General features: G+C 74.6%; 22 protein-coding genes. 12 read left to right on the top strand and 10 right to left on the bottom strand.

Annotated elements, in window-relative coordinates; genetic code table 11:
• Nucleotides 1-74: 74 nt before the first annotated feature.
• The 3 genes from hflX (at nucleotide 75) to ACI79Y_RS00280 (ending at nucleotide 3,501) form a co-directional block, all read left to right on the top strand.
• Nucleotides 75-1,559: a GTPase HflX gene (hflX, locus tag ACI79Y_RS00270; protein ID WP_457156562.1), complete on the top strand. Its 1,485-nt coding sequence runs from the start codon at nucleotides 75-77 to the stop codon at nucleotides 1,557-1,559.
• Nucleotides 1,560-1,727: 168 nt separating this feature from the next.
• Entirely contained in the window at nucleotides 1,728-2,465 is a 738-nt protein-coding gene (locus ACI79Y_RS00275) for a phosphatase PAP2 family protein (protein ID WP_457156563.1), read from the top strand.
• On the top strand, nucleotides 2,437-3,501 hold the full coding sequence (locus ACI79Y_RS00280; protein WP_457156564.1) for a hypothetical protein: 1,065 nt from the start codon (nucleotides 2,437-2,439) through the stop codon (nucleotides 3,499-3,501). Before ACI79Y_RS00275 ends, ACI79Y_RS00280 begins: the two co-directional genes overlap by 29 nt.
• Nucleotides 3,502-3,587: 86 nt before the next feature.
• Here ACI79Y_RS00280 and lexA read toward each other — a convergent pair whose 3' ends face one another.
• The gene (gene lexA / locus ACI79Y_RS00285) at nucleotides 3,588-4,403 is read right to left on the bottom strand and encodes a transcriptional repressor LexA (protein ID WP_457156565.1); all 816 of its coding nucleotides are present in this window, start codon (nucleotides 4,401-4,403) and stop codon (nucleotides 3,588-3,590) included.
• Nucleotides 4,404-4,651: 248 nt separating this feature from the next.
• On the opposite strand from lexA, the gene ACI79Y_RS00290 reads away from it, so the two are divergent.
• The 4 genes from ACI79Y_RS00290 (at nucleotide 4,652) to ACI79Y_RS00305 (ending at nucleotide 10,592) form a co-directional block, all read left to right on the top strand.
• Nucleotides 4,652-5,194: a LysM peptidoglycan-binding domain-containing protein gene (locus ACI79Y_RS00290; protein WP_457156566.1), complete on the top strand. Its 543-nt coding sequence runs from the start codon at nucleotides 4,652-4,654 to the stop codon at nucleotides 5,192-5,194.
• A 313-nt stretch (nucleotides 5,195-5,507) separates the two neighbouring features.
• Nucleotides 5,508-6,017, top strand: coding sequence for a transcriptional regulator NrdR (nrdR, locus tag ACI79Y_RS00295; RefSeq protein ID WP_457156567.1), 510 nt, complete (start codon nucleotides 5,508-5,510; stop codon nucleotides 6,015-6,017).
• A gap of 161 nt (nucleotides 6,018-6,178) precedes the next feature.
• On the top strand, nucleotides 6,179-9,079 hold the full coding sequence (locus ACI79Y_RS00300) for a vitamin B12-dependent ribonucleotide reductase (RefSeq protein ID WP_457156568.1): 2,901 nt from the start codon (nucleotides 6,179-6,181) through the stop codon (nucleotides 9,077-9,079).
• Nucleotides 9,080-9,710: 631 nt separating this feature from the next.
• The gene (locus tag ACI79Y_RS00305; RefSeq protein ID WP_457156569.1) at nucleotides 9,711-10,592 is read left to right on the top strand and encodes a DUF881 domain-containing protein; all 882 of its coding nucleotides are present in this window, start codon (nucleotides 9,711-9,713) and stop codon (nucleotides 10,590-10,592) included.
• Nucleotides 10,593-10,596: 4 nt separating this feature from the next.
• On the opposite strand, the gene ACI79Y_RS00310 is transcribed toward ACI79Y_RS00305, so the two are convergent.
• From ACI79Y_RS00310 to ACI79Y_RS00320, 3 genes are all read right to left on the bottom strand, one after another.
• Nucleotides 10,597-11,535 (bottom strand): S1C family serine protease, encoded by a 939-nt coding sequence (locus ACI79Y_RS00310; protein WP_457156570.1) that lies wholly within the window; start codon nucleotides 11,533-11,535, stop codon nucleotides 10,597-10,599.
• Nucleotides 11,536-11,628: 93 nt separating this feature from the next.
• On the bottom strand, nucleotides 11,629-12,507 hold the full coding sequence (locus tag ACI79Y_RS00315) for a YihY/virulence factor BrkB family protein (protein ID WP_457156571.1): 879 nt from the start codon (nucleotides 12,505-12,507) through the stop codon (nucleotides 11,629-11,631).
• Nucleotides 12,504-13,115 (bottom strand): CAP domain-containing protein, encoded by a 612-nt coding sequence (locus ACI79Y_RS00320; protein WP_457156572.1) that lies wholly within the window; start codon nucleotides 13,113-13,115, stop codon nucleotides 12,504-12,506. The genes ACI79Y_RS00315 and ACI79Y_RS00320 overlap by 4 nt, the downstream gene beginning before the upstream one ends.
• A 127-nt stretch (nucleotides 13,116-13,242) precedes the next feature.
• On the opposite strand from ACI79Y_RS00320, the gene ACI79Y_RS00325 reads away from it, so the two are divergent.
• Together ACI79Y_RS00325 and ACI79Y_RS00330 are read left to right on the top strand one after the other, a co-directional pair.
• Nucleotides 13,243-14,064, top strand: a complete 822-nt coding sequence (locus tag ACI79Y_RS00325) for an SDR family oxidoreductase (RefSeq protein WP_457156573.1) — start codon at nucleotides 13,243-13,245, stop codon at nucleotides 14,062-14,064.
• Between the two features lie 18 nt (nucleotides 14,065-14,082).
• A complete protein-coding gene (locus tag ACI79Y_RS00330; protein ID WP_457156574.1) occupies nucleotides 14,083-15,009 on the top strand; it encodes a hypothetical protein in 927 nt (308 codons plus the stop codon).
• 12 nt (nucleotides 15,010-15,021) lie between these two features.
• On the opposite strand, the gene ACI79Y_RS00335 is transcribed toward ACI79Y_RS00330, so the two are convergent.
• Nucleotides 15,022-15,981, bottom strand: a complete 960-nt coding sequence (locus tag ACI79Y_RS00335) for a diguanylate cyclase (RefSeq protein ID WP_457156575.1) — start codon at nucleotides 15,979-15,981, stop codon at nucleotides 15,022-15,024.
• 204 nt (nucleotides 15,982-16,185) lie between these two features.
• Between ACI79Y_RS00335 and ACI79Y_RS00340 the strand changes: the two genes are divergently transcribed.
• A complete protein-coding gene (locus tag ACI79Y_RS00340) occupies nucleotides 16,186-17,646 on the top strand; it encodes a benzaldehyde dehydrogenase (RefSeq protein WP_457156576.1) in 1,461 nt (486 codons plus the stop codon).
• Nucleotides 17,647-17,728: 82 nt separating this feature from the next.
• On the opposite strand, the gene ACI79Y_RS00345 is transcribed toward ACI79Y_RS00340, so the two are convergent.
• Nucleotides 17,729-19,132 (bottom strand): NAD(P)/FAD-dependent oxidoreductase, encoded by a 1,404-nt coding sequence (locus ACI79Y_RS00345; protein WP_457156577.1) that lies wholly within the window; start codon nucleotides 19,130-19,132, stop codon nucleotides 17,729-17,731.
• 108 nt (nucleotides 19,133-19,240) lie between these two features.
• Here ACI79Y_RS00345 and ACI79Y_RS00350 point away from each other — a divergent pair, with 108 nt between their 5' ends.
• Nucleotides 19,241-19,915 carry an alpha/beta fold hydrolase gene (locus ACI79Y_RS00350; RefSeq protein ID WP_457156578.1) on the top strand — a complete coding sequence of 225 codons (675 nt, stop codon included), beginning with the start codon at nucleotides 19,241-19,243 and terminating at the stop codon, nucleotides 19,913-19,915.
• A gap of 13 nt (nucleotides 19,916-19,928) precedes the next feature.
• Here ACI79Y_RS00350 and ACI79Y_RS00355 read toward each other — a convergent pair whose 3' ends face one another.
• The 4 genes from ACI79Y_RS00355 to ACI79Y_RS00370 all read right to left on the bottom strand — a co-directional run bounded on the left by ACI79Y_RS00355 (nucleotide 19,929) and on the right by ACI79Y_RS00370 (nucleotide 23,668).
• Nucleotides 19,929-20,531 (bottom strand): hypothetical protein, encoded by a 603-nt coding sequence (locus ACI79Y_RS00355; RefSeq protein WP_457156579.1) that lies wholly within the window; start codon nucleotides 20,529-20,531, stop codon nucleotides 19,929-19,931.
• 155 nt (nucleotides 20,532-20,686) lie between these two features.
• Nucleotides 20,687-22,372 (bottom strand): DEAD/DEAH box helicase, encoded by a 1,686-nt coding sequence (locus tag ACI79Y_RS00360; protein ID WP_457156580.1) that lies wholly within the window; start codon nucleotides 22,370-22,372, stop codon nucleotides 20,687-20,689.
• 242 nt (nucleotides 22,373-22,614) lie between these two features.
• On the bottom strand, nucleotides 22,615-23,127 hold the full coding sequence (locus ACI79Y_RS00365) for a YetF domain-containing protein (protein WP_457156581.1): 513 nt from the start codon (nucleotides 23,125-23,127) through the stop codon (nucleotides 22,615-22,617).
• 28 nt (nucleotides 23,128-23,155) lie between these two features.
• Nucleotides 23,156-23,668: a DinB family protein gene (locus tag ACI79Y_RS00370; protein ID WP_457156582.1), complete on the bottom strand. Its 513-nt coding sequence runs from the start codon at nucleotides 23,666-23,668 to the stop codon at nucleotides 23,156-23,158.
• Between the two features lie 90 nt (nucleotides 23,669-23,758).
• On the opposite strand from ACI79Y_RS00370, the gene ACI79Y_RS00375 reads away from it, so the two are divergent.
• A complete protein-coding gene (locus ACI79Y_RS00375) occupies nucleotides 23,759-24,721 on the top strand; it encodes a helix-turn-helix transcriptional regulator (RefSeq protein ID WP_457156583.1) in 963 nt (320 codons plus the stop codon).
• Nucleotides 24,722-24,755: the final 34 nt, after the last annotated feature.

Here is a 24,755-nt window from a genome sequence, read left to right on the forward strand (position 1 = left end):
ACCGGGCGATGACGACACAGTCGATGACGACAACTCACTCGCCCCGCACCGAGGGGCGTGCCACGCTGGACCCGATGACCACCGCTGCTGACCGCGAGGCCCTCGCCACCGAGGACCGCACTCCGACCGCTCCCGCGCCCACCCGCCCGGCATCGGCCGGGGCCTGGGACGAGCCGGACGAGACCACCGGCTCCTACGCGCTCGAGGAGCGCGGCGCCCTGCGGCGGGTGGCCGGTCTCTCCACCGAGCTCACCGACATCACCGAGGTCGAGTACCGCCAGCTGCGCCTGGAGCGCGTCGTGCTGGTCGGCGTCTGGACCGAGGGCACCGCGGTCGACGCGCAGCGCTCGCTGGCCGAGCTCGCCGCGCTGGCCGAGACCGCCGGCTCCGAGGTCCTCGAGGCCCTGGTCCAGCGCCGCGACAAGCCCGACCCGGCCACCTACGTCGGCTCGGGCAAGGCCACCGAGATCCGCGACATCGTCGCCGCCACCGGCGCCGACACCGTGGTCTTCGACGGCGAGCTCACCCCCGGCCAGCTCAACCAGCTGGAGAAGGTGCTCAAGGTCAAGGTGGTCGACCGGACCGCGCTGATCCTGGACATCTTCGCCCAGCACGCCACCAGCCGGGAGGGCAAGGCCCAGGTCGAGCTCGCCCAGATGCAGTACATGATCCCGCGGCTGCGCGGCTGGGGTGAGTCAATGAGCCGGCAGGCCGGTGGCCGCGTCGCCGGCGGTGGCGGCATCGGTACCCGTGGTCCCGGTGAGACGAAGATCGAGACCGATCGCCGCCGGATCCGCGCGCGGGTGAGCAAGCTGCGCAAGGAGATCGCCGGCATGGCGACGGCGCGCGCGACCCAGCGCTCGAGCCGGTCGCGCAACGCCGTCCCGAGCGTGGCGATCGCCGGGTACACCAACGCCGGCAAGTCCAGCCTGCTCAACCGGCTCACCGACGCCGGGGTGCTGGTGCAGGACGCGCTGTTCGCGACCCTGGACCCGACGGTCCGCCGGGCACAGACGCCGGAGGGTCGCGAGTACACCCTCACCGACACCGTCGGGTTCGTGCGGCACCTGCCGCACCAGCTCGTCGATGCGTTCCGTTCGACGCTGGAGGAGGTGTCCGGCGCCGACCTGCTGCTGCACGTCGTCGACGGCTCCGACCCCGACCCGGTCGGGCAGATCAACGCGGTGCACACCGTGCTCTCCGAGATCGACGCCTCGGCGGTGCCCGAGCTCATCGTCGTGAACAAGGTCGACGCGATGAGCGAGGAGGACGTCCTCATGCTGCGCCAGGCCCTGCCCGGGGCGGCCTGGGTCTCCGCGCGCACCGGCGAGGGGATCGAGGCGCTGCGCGACGTCGTCGCCGCCCGGCTGCCGCACCCGCACGTCGACGTCGACGTCCTCGTGCCCTACGACCGGGGTGACCTGGTCGCCCGGGTGCACCGGGACGGCGAGGTGCTCGAGGAGCGGCACGAGGCCGACGGCACCCGGCTCACCGCCCGGGTCGACGACGGCCTGGCCGCGGCGCTCGACGGGTTCACCACCCCCGTCGCCGGCGGCTGAGCGCCCGGACCCGGTGGCGCCGTCCGCCCGGGTGCCCGGGCGGCGGACCTCGCCGACCGGGGCCGGGATCCGGCTCGACCGCCGCGCGGCGCGACCTCGTCCGGTCGCGCCGCGCAGTGCTGTCCCGGGAGGGTCACGGTCAGGTCACGGTGCCGGTACCGTGGCGTCGTGGCGAGCGGAGCGGTGCGCGTGAGGCCCGGCGCCGCCGACGGCCCGGACTCGCGCGCCCAGCCGGTGGTCGGCGTCGGTCGCCCGCCGTGGTGGCTGGTGCTCCTCTCCGTGCTGGTGGCAACCGGTGTCACCGTCGACCTCCTCGCCGGCGGCGTGCTGGAGCGGCTGGACCTGGCGGTCTCCGACCGGATCGGCTCCTGGGGGCTGCGCGACTCCGCCGCGTACTGGCCGGTGTGGGTGTTCACCCAGGCCGGTGGGCGGGGCACCATCCTGGTGGTGCTCATCGGACTGGTGGGCTGGCTGTCCTGGCGGCACCGCACGGCGGTGCCGCTGGTCCGCGTCCTGCTGGCCCTGCTGCTGCTCACCGCGGCGGTCTACGCGGTCAAGTGGGGCACCGGGCGCACCGCGCCCGCCTATCCGGGCTCCTACTTCCACCGGGGCGGGGAGAGCTTCCCGTCCGGGCACGTGGCGAACGCCGTGCTGATGTGGGGCGTGGCCCGCTGGCAGGTCGTCGAGTACGGCCTGCACGCCCGGCTGCAACGAGCGGCCTGGCTGCTCAGCGTGCTGGGGCCGTTGGTCACAGGAGTGGCCATGGTGGCGCTGAACTTCCACTGGGTCACCGATGCAGTCGTGGGGGCGGCCGTCGGCGTCGTGCTCTTGGGCGTGGTTCATGCACTCGACGCAGTCGTGGTGTCACGCTGGGTCCGTGCCAGAGTGGGCCGGCCGCACGCGTAGCCGCGCCGGCCGCCGTTGCCTGGCGGACGGGGCGCTCCTCGCCCTGCCCGCGGCGGTCCTGCTAGCGGTCCTGCCAGCACCGGCGGCGCTCGCCGAGGAGGCCGCGCCGAGCACGCGCTGCACCATCACCGACGCGCGGCTGCCGGAGATCTCCGGCCTGGCCAGCGCCGGGGAGACGCTCCTGGCGATGAACGACGGTGGTGACCGGGCGGAGGTCCACGTCCTCGACACCACCTGCGCCGTCGCGGAGCTGCGGTCGGGGAGCGTCGACCCGTACGACCCCGAGGACCTCGCCCTGGCCGCGGACGGCACGGTGTGGCTGGCCGACATCGGCGACAACAACGCCGCCCGGGAGACCGTCGCGCTGATCGGGTTGCGCCCCGACGGGGGCACCACGCTGACCCGGCTCACCTACCCGGACGGGGCGCACGATGCCGAGGCGCTGCTGCTGGCGCCCGACGGCACGCCGTACCTGGTGACCAAGGAGGTGCTCGGCTCCTCCGGCGTGTACCGCCCGGATGCGCCACTGGCCGACGGGGCCACGGTGCCGATGACCCGGGTGGTCGGGCTGGGCTTCACCCTGACCGGCACGCCGGGTGGGCCGGTCGGCCGCGCGGGGCAGCTGCTGGTGACCGGGGGCGCGGTGTCGGCGGACGGGCAGCGCATCGCCCTGCGCACCTACACCGACGCCTACGTCTGGCCGCTGACCGGTTCCGACGTGGCCGGCGCGCTGTCCGGCGCGCCGGTCCGGATCGCGCTCCCCGACTCACCGCAGGGCGAGGCGATCACCTTCGCGGCGAACAACCGCGACCTGCTGGTCACCAGCGAGGGGCTGCCGGCGCCGGTGACCCTGGTCCCGGTGCCCGGTGAGCCCGCTCCGGGCACCGCCACCGTTGCGACGCCGGACGCGGGGCCCACCGGTGAGCTCGTGACCGCGGCCCCGGGCGTGCCCCCGGTGACGGCCGGGATCATCGCGGCTGGTGTGGCCACCGTCGTCGTCTGGATCGGGGGCAAGGTCCGCCGCCGGCGGGAGTGACCCCCTGCGGGAGTGACCCCCTGCGGGAGTGACCCCCTGAACCCCGCCTGCGGCGGGGCATGCCCAGCCGCAGGCGGTGGCCGGGGTCAGACCCGGCGCAGCACCGTCACGACCCGGCCGAGGACGGTGGCGTCGTCGCCGGGGATCGGCGCATAGGCGGGGTTGTGCGGCAGCAGCCACACGTGCCCGTCGCGGCGCTTGTACGTCTTCACGGTCGCCTCACCGTCGATCATCGCCGCGACGATCTCGCCGTTCTCGGCGGTGGGTTGCTGGCGGACCACCACCCAGTCGCCGTCGCAGATCGCGGCCTCGACCATCGAGTCACCGGTGACCTTGAGCATGAACAGCGTGCCCTCACCGACCAGTTCGCGGGGCAGCGGGAAGACGTCTTCGACCGCCTGCTCCGCCAGCACCGGGCCACCGGCGGCGATGCGGCCCACCAGCGGCACGTAGGTGGGCGCCGGGGCGCCCGCCTCGTCGACGCCACTGGCCGCACCGGCGGCGGCGAGTGCATCGGCCGAGGCGTCGGCACCGACCGTCGCGCCGTGCTCGCCCGGCAGCCGAACGTCCAGTGCGCGCGGCCGGTTGGGGTCGCGGCGCAGCCACCCCTTGCGCTGCAGCACCGAGAGCTGGTGGGCGACCGAGGAGGCGGAGGAGAGGCCGACGGCCTCGCCGATCTCGCGGACCGAGGGCGGGTAGCCCCGGCGTTCGATGGAGTCGCGGATGACCTCCAGCACCCGGCGCTGGCGCTGGGTGAGCCCGTCGCCGGCCTCGCTGCGGTCGGGGAACTCGCGCACGGCCGCGCCGCCGGTGTCCTCGGTGGCCTCCGCCGCCTGCCCGGCCGGGCGCCTGCGTCGGCTCGACCCCTTGCGCTCGTCCGCCGTCCGGCCGTCGACCGCCATGTGTCCTCCTCGTCCGGCTGCGCGCGCAGCTGCCCGGTGGCATCCCGCCTGCCGGGGCGGGGTGGGACGCCGTCGTGGTCTCCCTGCGCACGGTAGCGGCTCGGCGGCTGCGGTTCAAACACGTGTTCGAACACCCGCCGTGTCGGTGCGCTCCTGTCGGTGGCGTGCGGTAGACATCGCACAGACGTTCGAATCGAACAGGCGTTCGAGATCGCACCCGAGGGGTGCCTGCTGTGAGGAGTGCACCGATGGTCATCGCCGAGTACCCGGACACCACCGTCGCCCCGCTCCGCCCGCCGCTCCGGCTGGTCCCGCCGGCGCCCGTCGCGCGGATGGGGTCCGCGGGGCGGGTCGGACCCCGCCCGGCCCGGCGTCCACCGGTGCGTCCCGGTGGGCGGCCGGGGCCCTCGTCGGGGGTCGCGGTGGCGCGGCCCGTCCGTGGTGGCGACTGTGGCCCGCCCCGGGCTGCCGCTCCGTGCCCGTCGGCCGGGGAGTGGGCGGAGCTGCCGCTGCGACTCACCCGCCGCGGCCGGCGCGCGGTGGCGGCACTGTCGGTGGCGGTCGGCCTGGGGGTGGCGGTGGGCACGCTCGCGGTGGTCGCCGACGGGGAGCCCGCGCTGCAGCTGGCCGGCGCCGGCACGGTGGTGGTCCAGCCCGGCGACACGCTCTGGTCGATCGCCGGTGACCTGGCGCCGGACGAGGACCGGCGCGCGGTTGTCGACGCGATCCTCGATCGCAACGACCTCGAGGACGTCGTGCTGCAGCCCGGTCAGGTGCTCGAGCTGCCCTGATGAGGTGCGCCGGGCCCGTCGCCACGGGCCCCGGCTGTGACGCGTGGGTGCGCGAGCGGCGGGCGGGTCAGCTGCGGAACACGACACGCACGACAGGGCTTGCACACCTGTAGGGGTGGCCGTACGGTTCCACCACAACATCTAGTGCTTACACGGGTGTAAGTCGTCCACAGCCGTTCCACACGTTCTCCCCGGGCCATCCACCGGATGTCCCCGGAGCAGTCCACAGGAGCGGTCCACGGGTCGGTGTCCCACGGTGTCACAGCACCGCGGTGATCCCGGCCGCGACACCTCGGGAGGAGGTGGACCGACAGTGCGTTGCCCCTTCTGCCACAACCCCGACAGCCGCGTCATCGACTCGCGCGAGACCGACGAGGGCGCGACCACCCGGCGGCGGCGTTCGTGCCCCGGCTGCGGGCGGCGGTTCACCACCGTCGAGGAGGCGGTCCTCGCCGTCGTGAAGCGCAGCGGCGTGAGCGAACCGTTCACCCGCGCGAAGGTGGTCGCCGGTGTCCGCCGCGCCTGCCAGGGCCGCCCGGTCGACGAGCACCAGCTCGCGCTGCTGGCCCAGCAGGTCGAGGACGCCGTCCGCGCCACCGGGTGTGCCGAGATCCCCAGCCACGAGGTCGGTCTGGCGATCCTGGGCCCGCTGCGCGACCTCGACGAGGTCGCCTACCTCCGCTTCGCCAGCGTCTACCGGAGCTTCAGCTCCGCTGCGGACTTCGAGAAGGAGATCGCCGAGCTGCGGGCCGCCGTGCGCGCCCGAGCCGGTGGGTCACCCGCCGCCGAGGACGGGCCGCCGGGCGCGGCCGCCGGGTCCTGAGGACGCCGCCCCGAACTGTCACACCCCCCGACTAGACAGGTCTCGACGAGGAGACCGCACCGCACCACCCGGCTCCGGCACCCGCCGGCTTCCCCAGCCGCTCCGCCCGCACCGCCGCTCAGCTCGACGCCAGAGCACGAACACCAGGGAGCCCTCGCACGATGACCGAGACAGCCGACCGCCTCGCCACCACCCGGACCCGTCGCAGCCCGAAGGCGCCCACCCGGGGCAAGGGCCTGAAGGTCAAGCGCGTCTTCACCACCGCCGGTGTGCACCCCTACGACGAGGTGGTCTGGGAGCGCCGCGACGTCGTCATGACCAACTGGCGGGACGGCTCGATCAACTTCGAGCAGCGGGGCGTCGAGTTCCCGGCCGAGTGGAGCATCAACGCCACCAACATCGTCACCACCAAGTACTTCCGTGGTGCGGTCGGCAGCCCCCAGCGCGAGACGAGCCTCCGCCAGCTGATCGACCGCGTCGTGCTGACCTACGGTGCGGCCGGCCGCGAGCACGACTACTTCGCCTCCGAGGGCGACGCCGAGATCTTCGAGCACGAGCTCACCTGGATGCTGCTGCACCAGGTCTTCAGCTTCAACTCGCCCGTCTGGTTCAACGTCGGCACCGCCTCGCCGCAGCAGGTCAGCGCCTGCTTCATCCTCGCGGTCGACGACACGATGGACTCGATCCTGAACTGGTACCGCGAGGAGGGCCTGATCTTCAAGGGCGGCTCCGGTGCCGGCCTGAACCTCTCCCGGATCCGCTCCTCCAAGGAGCTGCTCTCCTCCGGTGGCACCGCCTCCGGCCCGGTCTCCTTCATGCGCGGTGCCGACGCCTCGGCGGGCACCATCAAGTCCGGTGGCGCCACCCGCCGCGCGGCGAAGATGGTCGTCCTCGACATCGACCACCCCGACATCGAGGAGTTCATCGAGACCAAGGCGCGCGAGGAGGACAAGATCCGCGCGCTGCGCGACGCCGGCTACGACATGGACCTCGGCGGCAAGGACATCACCAGCGTCCAGTACCAGAACGCCAACAACTCGGTCCGGGTCAACGACGAGTTCATGCGCGCGGTCGAGGAGGGCACCGAGTTCGGTCTGCGGGCCCGCTCCGACGGCTCGGTGATCGAGACCGTCGACGCCCGCGAGCTGTTCGGCAAGGTCACCCAGGCGGCCTGGGAGTGCGCCGACCCGGGCGTCCAGTACGACGACACGATCAACGACTGGCACACCAACCCCGAGACCGGGCGGATCAACGCATCCAACCCCTGCTCGGAGTACATGAGCCTGGACAACAGCTCGTGCAACCTGGCGTCGCTGAACCTCATGAAGTTCCTCAAGGACGACGGCACCTTCGACTCCAAGAACTTCGTCAAGGCCGTCGAGCTGATCATCACCGCGATGGACATCTCGATCTGCTTCGCCGACTTCCCGACCGACCCGATCGGGGAGACCACCCGGGCCTACCGGCAGCTGGGCATCGGCTACGCCAACCTCGGCGCGATGCTGATGGCCACCGGCCACGCCTACGACTCCCGCGGTGGTCAGTCGCTGGCTGCGGCGATCACCTCGCTGATGACCGGCACCGCCTACCGCCGCTCGGCCGAGCTGGCCGGCGTCGTCGGCGCCTACGACGGCTTCGCCCGCAACGCCGACGCCCACGCCCGGGTCATGCGCAAGCACGCCGCGGCGAACGACGCGATCCGCCCGGTCGGTGCCGACGACGCCGACGTGCTCAAGGTCGCCACCCAGCAGTGGCAGGACTGCCTGGCCATCGGTGCCGAGAACGGCTGGCGCAACGCGCAGGCCTCGGTGCTGGCACCCACCGGCACCATCGGCTTCATGATGGACTGCGACACGACCGGCATCGAGCCGGACTTCTCGCTGGTCAAGTTCAAGAAGCTGGTCGGCGGCGGCTCCATGCAGATCGTCAACCAGACGGTGCCCCGGGCGCTGAAGAGCCTGGGCTACCAGGAGGAGCAGGTCGAGGCGATCGTCGAGTACATCGCCGAGCACGGCCACGTCGTCGACGCCCCGAGCCTGCGCCCGGAGCACTACGAGGTCTTCGACTGCGCGATGGGCGAGCGTGCCATCTCCCCGATGGGGCACGTCCGGATGATGGCCGCGGTCCAGCCGTTCATCTCCGGCGCGATCAGCAAGACGGTCAACATGCCTGAGTCGGCGACCGTCGAGGACGTCGCGGACATCTACTTCCAGGGCTGGAAGATGGGCATCAAGGCGCTGGCCATCTACCGCGACAACTGCAAGGTCGGCCAGCCGCTGTCCGGTGGCAAGGGCAAGAACGACGGCACCAAGGCCGAGGCCGCGGTTGAGGAGACGGCGCCCGCCGCCACCGCCGCGCTGGCGCACCCGGTGCGCAAGCGGCTGCCCAAGAAGCGGACCAGCATGACGACGTCGTTCAGCGTCGCCGGCGCCGAGGGCTACATGACCGCCGGCATGTACGAGGACGGCAGCCTCGGTGAGGTCTTCCTGAAGCTCGGCAAGCAGGGCTCGACCCTGGCCGGGGTGATGGACGCCTTCTCGATCGGCATCTCGATCGCGCTGCAGCACGGTGTGCCGCTGGAGACCTACATCCAGAAGTTCACCAACATGCGCTTCGAGCCGGCCGGCATGACCGACGACCCGGACATCCGCATCGCCCAGTCGGTGATGGACTACATCTTCCGTCGCCTGGCGCTGGACCACCTGCCCGTGGACAAGCGGGCGAACCTCGGCATCTTCAGCGCCGAGGAGCGGGCCGCTCAGGTCGCCGGCTACGACACCTCTGCCGCCACCCCGCAGGTGACCGAGGAGGACGAGGTCGACGTCGAGGCGCTGCGCGGCTCGGTGCCCACCGAGGCCCCGGCGAAGGCCGAGACCGAGAAGGTCACCCAGGAGTCGCCGAAGGAGGCGATCAAGGAGGCACACTCCTCGGCCGAGCTGCTGGAGCTGGTCACCGGCACCGCGACCGACGCGCCCCTGTGCATGACCTGCGGCACGAAGATGCGCCCCGCCGGTAGCTGCTACGTCTGCGAGGGCTGCGGCTCCACCAGCGGCTGCAGCTGATGCGACCGGCCGCGGAGCCTCCTGGTCACTGACCGACGTTCCGCGGCCGCAGCGCCACCGTCCACTGGCCCGGTCCCTGCAGGGACCGGGCCAGTGTGCGTCCCCGGGCCGCCGCTGCGGGCGGTGGGCGCGACGACGCCGCGGTCAGACCGCGGCGCCGACCCCGCTGCGCGGCGGCATGGCCGGGCCGGCTGGCCGTTCGTCCGGGGGCGGTGCCGCGGCATGCCGAGCGACCGGCCGGAAGGCCCGGGGCGCCTGCCGGCGGCTTGCTCGGTCGCCAGGCGGGTGAAGGCGTGGTCCCGTCCGGTCAGCATCGTGATGACCCGTTCCAGGGCGACGACGTCGGTCACGGTGACCCGCAGCTTCGCGGCGTCCGTGGTGGCGTCGCGGTAGCCGGTGGAAGGGGTGGGGCGCAAGGACATGGGTGTCTCCGGGTCGAGCGGCCCAGGTCGGCGGGGGAGCGACCTCGAGGGTGTGCCCACGGACCCGCCGGCGCGAGGGTCAGTCGCCGGCGAGCCCGCACGGGATCAGCTGCCCAGCCATGCCGGCAGGCCATCCACCTCGAGGCCGGGACGAGCGCTCCCTCGCGCCACCGTCGACACGCGCCGCCGGCCGCCTACGCTGGCTGTCGATGAACGCCGGCGAGCGGAGCGGACCGCCCCACGACACCGGTCCCGAGCACACCGCGCCCGCCGAGGAGGCCGGCGCGGTCCGGGTCGACCCCACCCCCGACCGGCCCGCCTCCAACGAACCGGCGCCCGACCAGCCGGGCTCCGGCCAGGCAGCGGCCGGCCAGGCAGCGTCCGACCAGCCGACGAACAGCGGTGGCGCGAGCCCGGTGTCGGGGCGGCGGCGCCGCCGGCTGGTGCTCTCGGCCGTCAGCGGGGTCCTCGCGCTCGCGCTCGGGCTGGGCATGACGATCCAGATCCGGGTCAGCAACACCGACGACCCGCTCAGCACGGCCACCGAGGATGACCTGGTCACCATCCTCAACGACATCGACGCCAACGAGGACCTGCTGCGCCGGCAGCTCGCGGAGACCCGCCGCACGCTGGACGAGCTGACCGACGACCGGTCGGAGGCCGACGGCGCCCTCGAGCAGGCCCGGGAGCGGGCCCAGGCGATCGACGTCCTGACCGGCACGGTCCCGGTCCGTGGGCCGGGCATCCGGCTGGCGATCGTCGACCCGGAGGATGAGGTCGACGCGTCCCTGCTGCTGGAGGCGGTCCAGGAGCTCCGTGGCTCCGGTGCCGAGGCGATCCAGCTCAACGGCGTGCGGGTGGTGGTCTCGACGGCGCTGGTCGACACGGTCGACGGCGTGCTGGTCGAGGGCGAGCGGATCAGCAGCCCCTACGAGGTGCTGGCCATCGGCCCGGCCGAGGAGATGATCGGCGCGCTGAGCGTGCCCAGCGGGGTGCTCAGCGACGTCACGCGCGCCGATGCCATCGCCCGGATCGTCGAGCAGGAGGTCGTCGCCATCGACGGCCTGGCGGGCAGCCCGGTCGACGACTGAACGGTCAGCCGGTCAGCTCGGTGGGCACCGCGACGACGTCGACCATCGCCCCGCGGCGGACCACGGTCACCGGCAGCGGCAGGCCGATCGCCTCGGCGAACAACAGTCGCTGCAGGCTCTGCGCCGACGCCACGGCCGCCCGGCCGGCCTCCAGCACCAGGTCGCCGGCCATCAGCCCGGCCCGGTCGGCGGGGGAGCCGGCGATGACATCCAGCACCTGCAACCCGCGGCGCTGCCCGGTGCGCGCGGCGAGGTCGGCCGGCAGCGGCACCGGGCTGCTGACCACGCCGAGGTACGCGCGGCGCACCCGGCCGTCGCGCACCAGGGTGGTCACGATCCGCCGGCTGGTGTCGTTGACCGGCACGGCCAGCCCCAGGCCCCAGCCGGCGACGGCGGTGTTGATCCCGACCACCCGGCCGTGCGCGTCGGCCAGTGCGCCGCCGGAGTTGCCCGGGTTGAGCGCGGCGTCGGTCTGGATCACGTCCTCCACCACCCGCGCCGACCGGCCGTGCCGGGTCGGCAGGGAGCGGCCCAGCCCGCTCACCACCCCCGCGGTCACCGACCCCGCCAGGCCGAAGGGGTTGCCGACGGCCACCACCAGCTGGCCGACCTGCAGCCCGGAGGCGTCGCCGAGCTCGGCCGGCGGGGGAGTGCCACCCCGGGCGCGCACCACGGCCAGGTCGGACAGCGGATCCGCGCCGACCACCTCGACCGGCACCTCCGAGCCGTCGCTGAACACCGCCCGGCCGGCGGTCGCCCCGCCGACGACGTGGGCGTTGGTCAGCAGCAGGCCGTCGTCGCCGACGACGACGGCCGACCCGGCCCCGCCCCGCTCACCCGGCGCGCCGACCGCGAGCGCAGCGACGTGCGGCGTGAGCTCGGCGGCCACCGTGGTGACCACCCGCGAGTAGGCGTCCAGCGCCGCCTCGTCGACCCCGCTCATCTTGAACCTCCACTGATTACACAGTTACGTGCACCAGTGAACGCCTGATCGGGCACGAGTGGGCAACGCCCTGAGCGAACGACGGCGGCGCGGTCAGGCGCGGCCGTCCTGCCGGCGCAGTGCCCGGCGCAGCATCACCCGGTAGCCGACCAGCAGCACCGCGTTGGCCAGCAGCAGCCAGAGCCCGAGCAGCACGGCGGTGGCGAGCCAGCTGCTGCCGTACCGCTGCGAGAAGTCGGCGAAGAACTCCAGGTAGACGAGGTAACCGGCGGTGCCGACCGCCACCAGCCCGGAGGCGGTCAGCGCCCCGATCGCGAGGTCGGACCAGTGGGCGTCGCGGACCCGGTAGAGCGCGAAGACCAACCCGATGACCGCGGTCAGCACGGCGAAGGCCCCGGCGCCGAGCAGGGCCGTCAGCCACCAGCCCGAGCCCAGCAGCCGGGGCACCAGGTAGAGGGCGGCGAGCGCGCCGAACACCACGACCGGGAGCGCCGCGATGATCGCCAGCGCCAGCAACCGGCCGCGCCAGCCCTGGATCCGCCGCTGCGACTCCGGCGCCACCCGGCTGAACGCCCGCGCCAGCGCCCCTCCGTACGCGGTGGCCGGCCAGACGGCGCCGACGACGGCGAACACCCCGACCTGGCCGGCGATGTCGATCAGCTCGCGCAGCACGTCCCCGACCGGCAGCTGCTGGGGCGTCTGCCCGTCGACCTCGCTGCCCAGTTCCTGCAACGTCTCGTCGGAGACGAACACCCCGGCGACCCAGAACGCGATGAGCACCATCGGCGGCAGGGAGATCATCGCGTAGAAGGCCAGGCTGGCACTGACCGTGGACAGCTCCGGGCTGCGCAGCCAGCGGCCGAAGCGGAGGACCGGACGGGGGAGCCGTTCGCGAACCCGGGCGGCGCGCCGACGTCCGCCGTCCAGCAGCCGGTGCAGCCGGTCGCGGGTCGAGGCGGTGGAACTGCTCATCCGCAACTGGGTCCGTCGTCCTCCGGTCGGGCGATCGGCTCGGCCGGCGGGGTGGTCGAGGCGACGGCGGGGCGGTCGGCGCCCGTCGTCCGGCCGAACTCCTGGGTGGCCCAGACGCCGCCGTCGGGAGCGCAGAAGACCCCCACGCCCAGCCGGTCCCACCCCGGGTTGAGCACGTTGACCCGGTGGTCGTCCGAGCGCATCCACCCGGCGTGGATCGAGCCGGCGGGCACCGGGCCGGTGGAACGGAAGATGTTCTCGCCGATCGCGACGAACCCGGACAGCTCCTCGCGCTGGAGCACCTCGCTGACGTCCTGGTGCTCGAGGGTGTCGTTGTCGGCCATCTCCTCGCTCCAGTCGCCGGCCACGTCGGCCAGGGCGTCGTTCCACGTCACCGGCTCCAGCCCGCGCTCCGCGCGCTCGGCGTTCACCCGGTCGAAGATCTCGCGGGCCATCTGCTGCTCCGCGGGAGCCGACGTGTCGCCGGCCGGGGCGGACTCCGGCGACGGGGCGGAGCCGGTGGCGCCCGGGCGGGTGTCGACGACCACGCAGCCACTGGCGCCGACCAGCACCGCCAGGGCGATGAGCAGGGGTCGGACGACGGTCATGCGGGCCGCCTACCCCGCGGCCGGCCGGGGCACCCGCCGCCGGCCGGAGAGGTCACGAGACCGACATGGTCGGCACGACCCGGTCAGCTGTGCTTTCCTGCGGGTGGTCGGCGGGTAGCGGGCGGGCATGACCGAGAGTCAGCAGTCGACCAGTCAGCAGCACGTCGCCGTCGTCACCGGGTCGGAGTCGGGCATCGGCCGGGCGGTCGCCGTCGCCCTCGCCGAGTCCGGTCACGACGTCGGGATCACCTGGTACCGGGACGAGGCGGCGGGGGAGGAGACCGCCGAGCAGGTGCGCCGCACCGGCCGGCGGGCCGAGGTGCGGCACCTGGACCTGACCCGGCTGCCCGGTGCCGCGGGCGTCGTCGACGAGCTGGCCGACGCCCTCGGCGGGCTCGACGTGCTGGTCAACGACGCCGGCACCGGCCACATGTCGACGATCCTGGACACCGACTACGACACCTGGCGCACCGTGCTCACCACCGACCTGGACGGCGCGTTCCTCTGCCTGCAGCGGGCGGCCCGGCGGATGGTCGACGCCGGCCGCGGCGGCCGGATCATCAACATCACCAGCGTGCACGAGCACCTCCCGCGGGTCGGCGCCGCCGCCTACTGCGCGGCCAAGGGCGGGCTGGGCCTGCTCACCAAGGTCGCGGCGCTCGAGCTCGGCGAGCACGGGATCACCGTCAACGCCGTCGCCCCGGGTGAGATCGCCACCCCGATGACCGGCCAGGAGGACGAGGACCCGACCGCGCCGGGCAAGCACCGCGGCGGCATCCCCGTCCCGCGGCCCGGTGACGCCCGGGAGGTCGCGGCCACCGTCGCCTTCCTCGCCTCACCGGCGGCGGCCTACGTCACCGGTGCCTCGTGGGCGGTCGACGGCGGGATGATGCAGATGGGCCCGATGGCCGGCTCGCACCTGACCTCCGACGACTGGCGCCGCCCCTGACCCGGCAGGATCGCGCCCGTGGAGCTCGCCGACGTCGCCGACGAGCTCTACGGCGTGCCGCCGGAGGAGTTCGTGGCTGCCCGCACCGCCGCCCGCGACCGGGCCCGCGCCTCCGGTGACAGGCAGCTGGCCAAGGACGTCGCCGCGCTGCCCAAGCCGACCACCGCCGCCTGGGTCTGCAACCTGCTCGCCCGCCGCGCGCCCGACGAGGTCGGCCAGCTGGCCGAGCTGGGCGAGCTGCTGCGCTCGGCGCAGGAGAGCCTCGCCGGCGACCGGCTGCGCGAGCTCGGCCGCCAGCGGAACCAGGTGGTGGCCGCGCTGGCCCGGCAGGCGCGGGCTCTCGCGCACCGGGAGGGCCACGACGTCAGCACCGCCGTCGCCGAGCAGGTCGAGGCGACCCTGCGCGCGGCGATCGCCGACCCGGACGCCGGCGCCGCGGTGCGGGGCGGCCGGCTCACCGCGGCGCTGTCCTACACCGGCCTGGGCCCGGTCGACCTCTCCGCCGCGGTCGCCGCACCGGCGCGGCCGGCCCCGGCCCGGCCGACGCGCAGCCCACGGACGCCGGCCCCCGCCGACGACGACCGGGACGCGCGGGAGCGGGCCCGCCGGGAGGCGGCCGAGCGCCGGCGCCGGGAGCTGGTCCAGGCCGAGCGCGACGCCGAGGAGGCTGCGGCCGTCGCCCGGGACGCCGCCGCGGCCGCGGACGACGCCGAGCGGGAGCTGACCGAGGCCACCGAGCGGCACGAGCAGCTGCAGGCGCGGGTCGAGGAGCTCACCGCTGCTCTGCACCGCGCCGAGCAGGAGACCGCCGCCGCGGGCCGCACCGTGCCCGACCGGGTGCGCCGCCGGGACGCGGCGGCCCGCCGGTCGGCCACCGCCGCAGCCATCGCGGAACGGGCGCGCGACCGGGTGACCCAGCTGCGCGGGGAGGACGGCGAGGGCTGACGCGGCGCGGGGTCAGCGGACGTCGGGCTCGGGCGTGCGGCGGGCCCGCTTCTCCAGGTAGAGGGCGGCATCGGCCCGGTTCAGCAGTGTGGTGAGCGAGTCGTCGTCCTCCCGGGTCGCCGTCCCCGCCGACCAGTCCGCCACCGCGCAGGCCCGCAGGCGCTGGAGGATCTCCGTCGCGCCGGCCGGGTCGGTGTCGGGCAGGCACAGCACGAACTCGTCGCCGCCGTACCGCCCCAGCAGGTCCGACGTCCGCAGCCGGCCGGACCAGGCGTGCGCGAGCCGGCGCAGCAACGCGTCCCCGGCGTCGTGACCGTCCCGGTCGTTGATCTCCTTGAAGCCGTCCAGATCGAGCACCGCGAGCGTCAGCGGCGACCCGGTGCGGTGCGCCCGTGCCAGCGTGCGGGCGGCCTCGGCCTGCCAGGCGCGGCGGTTGGCCAGGCCGGTGAGCGGGTCGGTGGAGGCGATCGTCCGCAGCCGGCCGCTGAGCTGGGCCTGCGACTCGGTGAGCGCCACCGCGGTGACCACCGCGATCAGCCACGGCACGGCGAACCCGTCCGGAGCCGCGGCCACCGCACCCACGGTCACCAGCGCCAGCGCGGTGAGCACGTGGGCGCGGGCCGCGCGCAGCGAGGTGAAGTGCGCCGCGTAGGACCCCAGCGCGATGACCATCGGCCCCAGGCCGACGATCCCGACGGCGGTCGCCGACCGCCAGGCCAGCAGCCCGGTGGCCGCGGCGAGCACGACGAGGGCGGCGTGCACCACGACGTCGCCGATCCGGGCGGCGGCGACCCACAGCAGCGACCCGATCAGCAGGCCGGCCACGCCCAGCACCGCGTTCAGCGTCCCCGGGGCGGCCGGGGACAGCGGCCGAGCCGCCGCGGCCAGGCAGAACCCCCCGCCCACCAGGAACAGCGCGGCCAGCAGGACCACCCGGACGGGTCGCCCGCGCAGCACCGTTCCCCCGTCCATGACGGGGGACTGTCGACCAGCGGGGCGGCCACGGCAAGGGGGACGCTCGCCGCGTCACCCGGAGACGGGAGTCGTCCTACGGTGTGGACGGTCACCGGCCCGACGCCCCACCCACTCTTCCGCACGACGGAAGGCCGGGGTGGACGGCGCTGGTGCCGGGTGGCAGAACCGTTCCGACCGCTCATCGACGAGACGAGGACTCCCATGGCACTGCTCGAGGACGGCGCGTGGCGCGGCAAGATCTGGACCGGGACGTGGACCGACGGCAGCGGGGGCACCTACACCGCGGTGGAGCCGGCCACCGGCGCGGAGCTCGGTGAGGTCGGCCAGGCCACGCCGGCCGACGTGGAGAAGGCCGGTGCCCGCGCGGTGCAGGCCCAGCGCGAGTGGGCGGCGCTGCCGTTCGAGCAGCGGGCCGCCGTGCTGCGCCGGGCCGGCGACCTGCTCACCGAGCACGCCGCCGAGATCAAGGAGTGGCTGGCCCGGGAGTCCGGCGCCATCCAGCCCTTCGGCGACTTCCAGGTGCACACCACCGCCCAGGAGTGCTACGAGGCATCCGCCCTGCCCAGCCACCCCTACGGTGAGCTGCTGCGCACCGGGTCGCCCCGGCTGTCCTTCGCCCGCCGCGTGCCGGCCGGCGTGGTCGGGGTGATCGCGCCGTTCAACGTGCCGACGATCCTCGCCATCCGTGCCATCGCGCCCGCGCTGGCCCTGGGCAACGCGGTGGTCCTCAAGCCCGACCCGCGCACCGCCATCTGCGGCGGCGCCGTCTTCGCTCGGGTGTTCGAGGAGGCCGGCCTGCCCGCGGGGGTGTTCCAGGTGCTGCCCGGCGGGGCCGACGTCGGTCAGGCGCTGGTCACCGACCCGACCGTGCGGGTCATCGCGTTCACCGGCTCGACCAAGGCCGGGCGGGCAGTGGGGGCGCTGGCCGGTCAGCACCTCAAGCGCGCGCACCTGGAGCTCGGTGGCAACTCCGCGCTCATCGTGCTGCCCGACGTCGACGTGACCGCGGCCGCCTCGGTCGGTGCCTGGGGAACGTTCTCCCACTCCGGGCAGATCTGCATGGCGACCAGCCGGCACCTGGTGCACGAGTCGGTCGCCGAGGAGTACACCCAGGTGCTCGCCGACAAGGTGAAGGACCTCCCGGTGGGCGACACCTTCCGCGAGCAGGTCGCGCTCGGCCCGCTGATCGACGCGACCCAGCGCGACCGGGTGCACGGCCTGGTCACCGCCAGCGTCGACGGCGGCGCCACGGTGCGCACCGGCGGCACCTACGAGGGCCTGTTCTACCGCCCGACCGTGCTCGGGGGCGTGCCGGTCGACTCCCCGGCGTACCAGGAGGAGATCTTCGGTCCGGTCGCGCCGGTGACGTCGTTCTCCTCGCTGGACGAGGTGGCGGCGCTGGCGGCGGGCACGGAGTACGGGCTGAGCCTGGGCATCCTGACCCGCGACGTCTACGCCGGCCTGCAGCTGGCCGAGCGGATCCCCTCCGGGCTGGTGCACATCAACGACCAGACCGTGAACGACGAGGCGGTGGCCCCCTTCGGTGGGGTGGGCGCCTCGGGCACCGGCTCCCGGCACGGGGGGCCGCAGGCCAACATCGAGGCGTTCACCGAGACCCAGTGGGTGACCCTGCGCGGCGACCTGCCGGCCTACCCGTTCTGAGCCCGCACCGCGACGGCCCGGCCCCCGCAGCAGCGGGGACCGGGCCGTCGTGGGTCAGGCGGTGGTGCTCAGGCGCGGGACGTCAGGCGGAGTCGCGCCCGCTGACGTCGACCGGGTCGCCGAGGTGGCGCTTGCCGCCGGTCTTGGAGACCTCGAACTCCGGACCGAGGTGCTCCAGGGCCAGCCGGCCGTAGACCTGCTGCTGGGTGCCGACCCGCTGGGAGCGGCCGCGGCCGAGGAAGCTGACCAGCCAGTGCACGACCGTGCTGAACCGGTTCTTGAAACCGACCTGGTACATCAGGTGGACGACCAGCCACAGCACCCAGGCGGGGAAGCCACCGAACTTGAACTTCCAGGTGTCGGCGACCGCGTGGAACCGCGAGATGGTCGCCATGCTGCCCTTGTCGAAGTAGTGGAACTCCGGCTTCGTCGGCCGGCCGGCGATCCGGGCGGCGACGGCGTCGGCGGCGAACCGGCCACCCTGGATGGCGACCTGCGCCACCCCGGGCAGGCGGTTGAGCGAGATCATGTCGCCGACCACGTGCACCTCGGGGTGGCCGGGCAGGGTCAGGTCCGGCTGCACCGAGATCCGGCCGGCCCGGTCGACCTCGGCGCCGGACTGCTCGCCGAGGATCTTGCCCAGGGGGCTGGCCTGCACGCCGGCGGCCCAGATCTTGGTCGCTGCGTTGATCCGGCGCTCGTGCCCGTCGCCGTCCTTGACCACGATGCCGTCGGCGTCGACGTTGGTGACCATCGCGCCCAGCTGGACCTCGACGCCGATCTCGTTGAGCTGCTTGTGCGCCTTCTGGCCGAGCTTGTCGACGAAGGGGGGCAGCACCTTGGGTGCGGCGTCGAGCAGGATGACCCGCGCGCTGGTGGGGTCGATCCGGCGGAAGTCGTGCCGCAGGGTGCGGCGGGCGAGCTCGGCGATCTGGCCGGCCATCTCGACGCCGGTCGGGCCGGCGCCGACGACGACGAAGGTGAGCAGCCGGTCGATCTCGGCCGGGTCGGTGGCCAGCTCGGCCAGCTCGAAGGCGCCGAAGATGCGGCCGCGCAGCTCGAGGGCGTCGTCGATGCTCTTCATGCCGGGGGCGAACTCGGCGAACTGGTCGTTGCCGAAGTAGGACTGGCCGGCGCCGGCGGCGACGATGAGCTCGTCGTACGGGTGCACCGTGGTGCGGCCGAGCACCGTGGAGGTGACCGTCTTCGCGGTCAGGTCGATGTCGGTGACCTCACCGAGCACCACGCGGGCGTTGTCCTGCTTCTTCAGGATCTCCCGGGTGGGCGGGGCGATCTCGCCCTCGGAGAGGATGCCGGTGGCGACCTGGTAGAGCAGCGGCTGGAAGAGGTGGTGCGTGGTCTTCCCGATCAGCGTGACGTCGACGGGCGCCTTCTTCAGGCGCTGGGCGGCGAAGAGACCGCCGAACCCGGACCCGACGATGACGACGCGGGGTCGTTGTCCGGTGGACGGGGTTGCGGTGGTCACACTGCCTCCTGATGTCGTCATGATGACTCATCCTCCCACTGCGCTGCTGCTGCCGGTCGGCACCCCACGCCGGGGTACCCCTGCCGGGGCATCCGAGGGCTCACCAGGATGAGCAGCGGGGGTGTCCCGGGTGTTCCGCGGACCGGTGTGGTGTGGGTCCCGGGGCTGGGACTGGACCGTCGGTCCTCGGCGCGGGTGCGCGGCCGCATCGGCGGGGCCGTCGTGCACCTGCCCGGCCTGGGCCGGCGGGAAACGGTACCGCCTGCACCCGTGCTCGCCGCGCAGCTCGCCGAGCAGCTGCCGGCGGGCCGCGTCGTCCTCGTCGGCCACTCGCAGAGCTGCACCGTCGTCGTCGCGCTGGCCGAGCAGGACCCGCGGGTGGCCGCCGTCCTGCTGCTGGGCCCGACCCCCGACCCGCGGACGCAGCGGCTGCGGGTGCTCGCCGCCCGGTGGGTGCGCACCGCCGTCCACGAGCCCTGGTGGCAGGTGCCGCTGCTGCTCCTCCAGTGGCTGACCACCGGGCCGGTCCGGATGACCGCGTTGTGGCGGGCGACGTCGGGGGAGCGGCTCGACCAGCGGCTGCGCCGGGTGCCGGTGCCCGCCGTCGTCCTGCGGGGGGACGCCGACGCGCTGTGCCCGCACGACTGGGCAGAGCTGCTGGCCGGGGCCGCACCGCGCGGCCGGCTGGTGGAGCTGCCGGGGGCGGCGCACATGACCCCGCACACCCACCCGGACGAGGTCGCCGCGGTGCTGGCTGACCTCGTCCGGGAGGTCTCCCGCTAGGGGCCAGGTACAGCTAGGCAGCGACGGCGTCGCGCGCCCGGGCGCTCACGGCACCGGCGGTCGCGGCGGCCCGCGCCAGGGCCCGGGTCTCCGCCGCCGCCAGCCGCGCGCCCTTCCGGCCGGCCTTCCGGCTGCCCTTGTGGGCGGCCTTGCCGGTGGCGCGGCGGGCGGTGCGCCGGGCGGCTGCCCGCTCGGACCGGCCGGTGAACGCCTGGGTCAGCAGGCCGAGGCCGATGCCGAGCATCCACACGTCCTTGGCGATCGTCAGCCCGTCCTGCGTGGGGGCGACGCTGCGGCCGGGCTTGGTCATGCCGGGGGTGCGCAGGTACAGCCCGACCAGGCCACCGGAGAAGCCGGTCAGCGCGGCACCCGCGACGGCGGTCGGGACGAACGGGGTGAGCAGCGCGGCCCCGAGGACGACCTCGGTGGTGGACAGCGCCTTGGCGAACGTGGCCGGCTGGACGTTCTTGAGGAACGGGTAGGCGCCGGCGGCGAAGCCGTGCAGCCCGGCGGCGGTGCCGCCGTCGACGCTGCGCTTGCCCAGGCCGGAGTTGAGGATGAACGCCCCGGTCGCGATGCGGGGTGCGATCTCGGCGGGGGTGATGGGCAGGCGCATGAGGACCTCACTGGCGACGGGGATGCTGCAGTGCTCAACATCATCGTCGCCGTCCGCGAGCCGCACCGCGACCGGGGTGGGGGGCGGACGAGCACGGGCCGGTGGTGGTCGTCCGCGGGGACGACCACCACCGGCCCGGGTTGCTCAGCTCGGGGTCAGCGGCCCGAACGGCCGCGGCCGCGGCCGGCGCCCGACGGCGCCTGGCCGGCGCGGGCGGCGAGCTCGGCCCGCGTGCGCGCCGGACCGGCCGACCGGCCCTGCCCGCGGCCGGCCGAGGCGGACGACGACGCACCGGAGGCCCCGCCGCCACCGCTGCGACGGCGACGGCCGCCGTTGGCGCCGCCGCCGCTGCCCTGCGGCTGCGGCTCGGGAGCCGGGGCCGGCTCCACGTAGGGCGCGGCCGGCCCGGTCAGCGCCGTGATCTCCCGGGCGCCCGGCTTGATCGCCGTGACCTCCGGGGTGATGCCGGCCTGGCGGGCCAGGGTGCGGACCTCACCGGCCTGGTCCGGGGTGGCGATGGTGACCACCGTGCCGCCGGCACCGGCGCGGGCGGTGCGGCCCGAGCGGTGCAGGTAGGCCTTGTGCTCGGCCGGCGGGTCGACGTGGACGACGATCGAGACGTCGTCGACGTGGATGCCGCGGGCGGCGATGTCCGTGGCGCACAGCACCCGGATCTCCCCGCTGCTGAACGCCTCGAGGTTCCGCTCGCGGGCGTTCTGGCTGAGGTTGCCCTGCAGGTCGACGGCGGGCACGCCGGCGGCGGTGAGCTGCTTGGCCAGCTTCTTCGCCTGGTGCTTGGTGCGGGTGAACAGCACGCTGCGGCCCTCGCCGGAGGCGAGCTCCTTCACGATCTGCGGCTTGTCCGCGGCGTCGACCCGGAAGACGTGGTGGGTCATGGTCGAGACGGGGGCGACCGCCGGGTCGACCGAGTGCGTGGTCGGGTTGGTCAGGTAGCGCTTGACCAGCACGTCGACGCCGTTGTCCAGGGTGGCGGAGAACAGCAGCCGCTGGCCGACCTTCGGCGTCCGGTCCAGCAGGCGCTTGACGCCGGGCAGGAAGCCCAGGTCGGCCATGTGGTCTGCCTCGTCGAGGATGGTGACCTCGACCGCGCCGAGGTCGGCGTGGCCCTGGCCGATCAGGTCCTCCAGTCGGCCGGGGCAGGCGATGAGCACGTCGATGCCCCCGGCCAGCGCCTGCACCTGGGGGTTCTGGCCGACGCCGCCGAAGACCACGGTGGTCTTCAGGCCCAGCGCGCGGGCCAGCGGCTCGACGGTCGCGTTGACCTGGTTGGCGAGCTCGCGGGTCGGCACCAGGATCAGCGCGCGCGGCCGCTTGGGCTGGCGCTTGCTGGTCGAGGCGGCGAGCCGCGCGACCAGCGGGAGGGAGAAGGCCAGCGTCTTGCCCGAGCCGGTGCGGCCGCGGCCGAGCACGTCCCGGCCGGCCAGCGAGTCGGGCAGCGTGGCGACCTGGATCGGGAACGGCGAGGTCAGCCCGCTGGCGGTGAGCACCTCGACCAGCGGTGCGGGCACGCCGAGGTCGGCCCAGGAGGCATCGGTGGGGAGCACGGTGGCGTCGGCCCCGACCGGGAGGACGGGGGCGACGGGCGCCGGGGCGACCGGGGCCGACTGCTGCTCGGCCGGGCGGGGACCGGCGCCGCGGCCGCGGCCACCGCGACGGCGGCGGTTGCCGCCCTCGCTCTCGGGGCGGGACGGGGCGGCAGGGGCGGCCGGCGCGGTGGGGGCGCTGCGGAAGGCGGGGGTGGCGGCCGTCCCGGTGGGGGCGGCGGCGGGACGGGTGGCGCGACGGCGCGGGCGCTCGTCGTGGGCAGGGCTGGAGGTCATCGAGTTCCTCAACACTCAGGTGGCCACCGTTCGTCCACCCGGTGCGGGGCACCACGGGGAGCCGCGTCGCATCGACGGGACCGGACGTCTGGTCGCCGGCGCGCCTCGGTGGCGCAGCCTCGCGCCGACGTCGAGTCCACTCGCTCTCGGATGAGCGGGGGCGGCGCCGGTGCCCCCCACTCTGCCAGACCCGGTGCCTCCCCGGGTGTGGCCCGGGGAGGCACTGGTCACATCGAGGGGCGTCAGGCCGGCTCGGTGGAGGTCTCGCTGTTCCGGGCGGGGGAGCTCAGCACGGAAATGCCTCCCTTGGACTCGAAGACCGCCAGGTGCACCTCGCTGACGTCGGCGATGCCCTGCTGGCGCAGCGCGCTGTCCAGGTCGGCCCGGAGCAGGCCCGCCTGGCGCAGCACCTTCTGGTCGACCTCGCCGTCGCGGACCAGCACCCGGATCTGCGGGTCGATCGCCTGGTGCACCCAGGGGAGGAAGCGCATCCGGCTGACCGCGGTGTGCACCACGGCCAGGGTGAGCAGCGCCAGGGCGCCGGTCAGCCACGGCGTCTCCGACGAGGTGGCCGTGCGGCCGACGATGGCGCCGACCGCCACCGCCACGACGAAGTCGTAGGGCGTCATCTGCCCGACGGTGCGGCGCTCGCTGAACCGCAGCACGGCGAGGGCGGTCAGGAAGAGCAGGGCGGCCTTGAGGGCCGCCCAGCCGGCGGACGCGGGCGAGCCGATGAGGACGTCGGAGAAGCTCATGTCCTCCCCATGCCCAGAGTCCTCCCGGTCAGCCCATCGTCTTCTGGCCGTCGATCGACTCGCGCAGGACGTCCGCGTGCCCGGCGTGCTGAGCCGTCTCGGCGATGACGTGCAGGAAGGTGCGCCGCACCGAGCGGACCGCGCCGGGCTCGAACCAGGGCGCCTCCGGCAGCGGCCAGGTGGTGTCCAGGTCGAGCGTGGCCACGAGCCCGTCGGTCCGGCGGGCGACGTCCGCGTAGGCGGCCAGCACGTCCGCCAGCGTCTCGCCCGGGGCGAGCCGCCACTGCGCCGCCCACTCCTCGGCGTCCCCCGCCGCGCCGGCGAAGGCGTCCGGGCCGTGCTCGGCGAACGCCGTCCACGCGGCCTCGGTGTGCGCGACGTGCTTCACCAGGCCGGCCAGGGTCAGCTCGCTCACCGTCGGTCGGCGGGTGGCCTGCTCGTCGGTGAGGTCGCGGACGGTGAACCGGAGGAAGCCGCGGTGGACCTGCAGCGTCTGCAGCAGGTCGGCGCGCTCGGCGGTGAGGGTCGGGGTGGAGGTCATGGCCGGTGCCTTCCGTCGTCGGGGTGCTGGCCCCATGCTCGCGACCCAAGCGGTCACTTCCTGTCACTTGAGTGCGGCAGGCTCCGCGACGTGGCCGTCACCAGCACCCGGACCCTGCGCCTGCTGTCGCTGCTCCAGTCGCGCCGGCACTGGTCCGGTGCCGACCTCGCCGAGCGGCTCGGCGTATCGGTCCGCACGCTGCGCCGCGACGTCGACCGGCTGCGCGAGATCGGCTACCCGGTCGACGCCTCCCGTGGGGCCGACGGCGGGTACGCGCTCGCCCCCGGTGCGGCCCTGCCGCCGCTGGTGCTGGACGACGACGAGGCGGTGGCCCTCGCCGTCGGGCTGTCCGCAGCGGCGGACACGACCGTGACCGGGGTGGGGGAGTCCTCGTTGCGTGCCCTGGCCAAGCTGGTGCAGGTCATGCCGGCCCGGCTGCGCCGCCGGGTGGACGCCGTCCGGGCGATGACCGAGGCCGCTGCCTGGGAGGCGTCGGGCACGGTCGACGGCGTGGACCCCGCGGTGCTGACCACGGTGGCGCTCGCGTGCCGGGACGCCGAGCGCATCGCGTTCGGCTACACGGCCGCCGACGGGCGGCGCAGCGACCGGACCGCCGAGCCCTTCCGGCTGGTCTCCCTCGGCCGGCGCTGGTACCTGGCCGCCTGGGACCTCGACCGCGCCGACTGGCGGGTGTTCCGGCTGGACCGGGTGACCGCGCCCCGCGGGACCGGCGCGCGGTTCGCCACGCGTCGGCTGCCGGCCGTCGACGCCGCCACCTTCGTGCGCGAGCGGATCGGCGGGCTGGCCTGGTCGCACCGGGTCGAGGCGCGGGTGCAGGCGCCGGCCGAGGACGTGCGCCGCCGGATCGGCCACTGGGTGATCGCGGAGGACGACGGCCCGGCCGCCTGCCGGGTGCGGATGGACGTCGATGACCTCGGCTGGGCGGCGACGGCGCTGGGCCTGGCCGGGGCGCCGTTCACCGTCGTCTCCCCGCCGGAGCTGCGGGGGACCCTGCGCGAGCTCGCCGCCCGCTTCGCCGCCGCGGCGACCTGACCGGCCCCGGGCGCCCGGGGAGTGGTCCGGCCGG

Source organism: Modestobacter sp. SYSU DS0875 (assembly GCF_054050915.1).